The following is a 2443-nucleotide window of genomic DNA, read 5'->3' as shown; positions in this document are numbered from 1 at the left end:
CTGGAGAACGGCGTCCTGGTGCGCACCGGCCTCGACGGCCGCGCCCGCCGCTCCCGCGTCCCGCTCACCTGGTCAAGGCCCCGCGCCGAGGGCCGCAAGGTGCTGCGCGCCGGAGCGCTGTGGGACGGCCGCGCGAGCACCCCGCGCCGCGACGCGGACGTGCTCATCAACGGCGACCGCGTCGAGTCCGTGCACGACCGCCGCGCCTGGCCGGGCCTGGAGGTCGTGGACGCCTCCCGGTTCACCGTGCTGCCCGGCCTGGTCGACGCCCACAACCACTGGCACCTGCGCGGCAGGCAGTGGGGCGACCGGCAGGGCAGGTTGTGGCTGGCCTACGGCATCACCACCACCCGCTCGCCCGGCGACCCGGCCTACCAGATGGTCGAGACCAGGGAGGCCCTCGACGCGGGCAAGCGGATCGGCCCGCGCTACCTGGCCACCGGCGAGGCCGTCGACGGCAGCCGGGTGTACTACAACTTCATGCGCCCCACGACCAGCCCCGAGCAGGTCGACCTTGAGCTGTCGCGCGCGATCGCGCTGGAGTACGACCTGGTGAAGACCTACGTCCGCCTCCCGGTCGCCGCCCAGCGCCGCGCCGTCCGGCTCGCCCACCGCGCCGGGCTGCCGCTCACCTCCCACTACCTGTACCCGGCGGTCGGGATCGGCATGGACGGCATGGAGCACGTCGGCGCCACCAACCGCCTCGGCTACTCGCACACCAACACCCGCCTCGGCCGCGCCTACCGGGACGTGACGGGCCTGTTCGCCGCCTCCGGCATGTCGATCACCACGACCCTGTTCCCGGCGGCGGTCCTGCACGGGGAGGACCGGTCCCTGGTGCGCGACCCCAGGACCGCCGCGCTGTTCCCGCCGTGGGAGTACGCGCGGTTCGAGCAGGAGGCCGAGGGCTACGCCCAGGACACCCCGGCCAACCGGCAGACCAGGGAGGTCCTGCGCGGCAACGCCCAGACGCTGCTCGCCGTGCACCGGGGCGGCGGGCTGGTGCTGGGCGGCACGGACGCGCCGCTGGACAAGGTCGCGGTCGGGCTGCACCAGAACCTGCGCGGCCTGGTCGCGCACGGCTTCACCCCGCACGAGGCGCTCACGACGGTGACCGCCAACCCGGCCCGCTGGCTGGGGCTGGCCGACCGGATCGGCGTGGTGAGACCGGGGGCGTGGGCGGATCTCGTCGCCGTGGAAGGAGATCCGCTGCGCGACATCACCGCGGCCGCGAACACCCGGCTCGTGGTGACCGGCGGGGTGGTGCGCACCCCGGAGGAGCTGATCGGGCCGTTCGCGGGCGCCCGACCGGCGTCGGCCGGGACGACCGGGCTGGGCGCGCCGCTGCCCAGCGCGGACCCGGACCTGTTCTGGTGGCACGGGGACCCGGAGTGGGCGGCGCACGTGTGCCACTGACGCCGACCGGTGCGGCCCCCGCAGGGCGGGGTCAGGCCGCCGGACCCAGCAGGAAACCGCCGTCGGCCACGAACTCCGAGCCCGTCGCGAACCGCGCCCGGTCCGAGGCCGCGAACAGCACGAAGTCCGCGATCTCCGCCACGTCCGCCCGGCGCGGGACGGGGAAGTCGTCCACCGGCACCAGCTCCTCGCCGTCCGGCCCGTACGCCAGCGGGGTCTCGATGATGCCGGGGTGGACCGCGTTGACCCGGATGCCGTCACCGGCCAGCTCCACCGCCGCCGCGCGCAGCAGGCCGCGCAGCGCCCACTTGCTGCTGCTGTAGGCGACCAGCCCCGGCGCGGCGGCCAGGCCCGCGATCGAGTTCACGTTCACGATCGACCCGCCGCCCGCCCGCCGCATCGACGGGGCCACCGCGCGGACGCCCAGGAGCGCGCCGGTGAGGTTGACGTCGAGCACCTGGCGGAAGTCCTCCAGCGGGATGGACTCGGTGGTGCCGGTGCGCAGGTGGGCGGCGTGGTTGACCAGGACGTCGACCGGGCCGAAGCGCTCCTCGGCGCGGGTGACGGCCTCGGTCCAGTCGGACTCGCTGGTGACGTCGAGCCGCACGCCCAGCGCCGGGCCGTCGAGCGCGGCGGCCAGCTCGTCGAAGCCGGTCCTGGCCGCGACGACGGTGTTCGCGCCCGCCGCGGCGAACCCCGCGCACAGCTCGGCGCCGAGCGCGCCGGTCGCGCCGGTGACGAGGACGGTCTTGCCGGTGAAGTCGTGCACGGCGAACTCCTTGGTGCGCAAGGGTGTGGCGGGATTCAGCGGACGTCGTCGGCGTCGGTGGAGCCTGCCAGCTCGCGGCCCGCCTCCAGCGCCGCGAGGCGGTCGCGCAGGGCGGCGGTGGCGAGGGCGTAGGCGTCCGAGCCCAGCGTCAGGCGCAGCGGCGCGTCGGCGCGGTCGGCGGAGTCGACGCGCGCCGCGGCGATCGTGAACGGGGCGCCGGGCGTGGGGAGGGGCGGGAGCTCGCCCGCGCCGACGCCG

General features: G+C 76.0%; 2 protein-coding genes and 1 pseudogene. 1 reads left to right on the top strand and 2 read right to left on the bottom strand.

The features are described 5' to 3' along the window. Window positions 1-1416: amidohydrolase family protein (locus tag ACTUAL_RS16335; protein WP_440900869.1), on the top strand; the 1416-nt coding region annotated here is incomplete at its 5' end. Window positions 1417-1447: 31 nt separating this feature from the next. Here ACTUAL_RS16335 and ACTUAL_RS16330 read toward each other — a convergent pair. Further along, window positions 1448-2206 carry an SDR family NAD(P)-dependent oxidoreductase gene (locus ACTUAL_RS16330; RefSeq protein WP_440900868.1) on the bottom strand — a complete coding sequence of 253 codons (759 nt, stop codon included), beginning with the start codon at window positions 2204-2206 and terminating at the stop codon, window positions 1448-1450. A 14-nt stretch (window positions 2207-2220) separates the two neighbouring features. Further along, window positions 2221-2443, bottom strand: a pseudogene (locus tag ACTUAL_RS16325) (SDR family oxidoreductase); the annotation flags it as partial.

The organism is Actinosynnema sp. (assembly GCF_052038725.1).
This window is presented reverse-complemented; position numbering and strand designations above follow the sequence as displayed.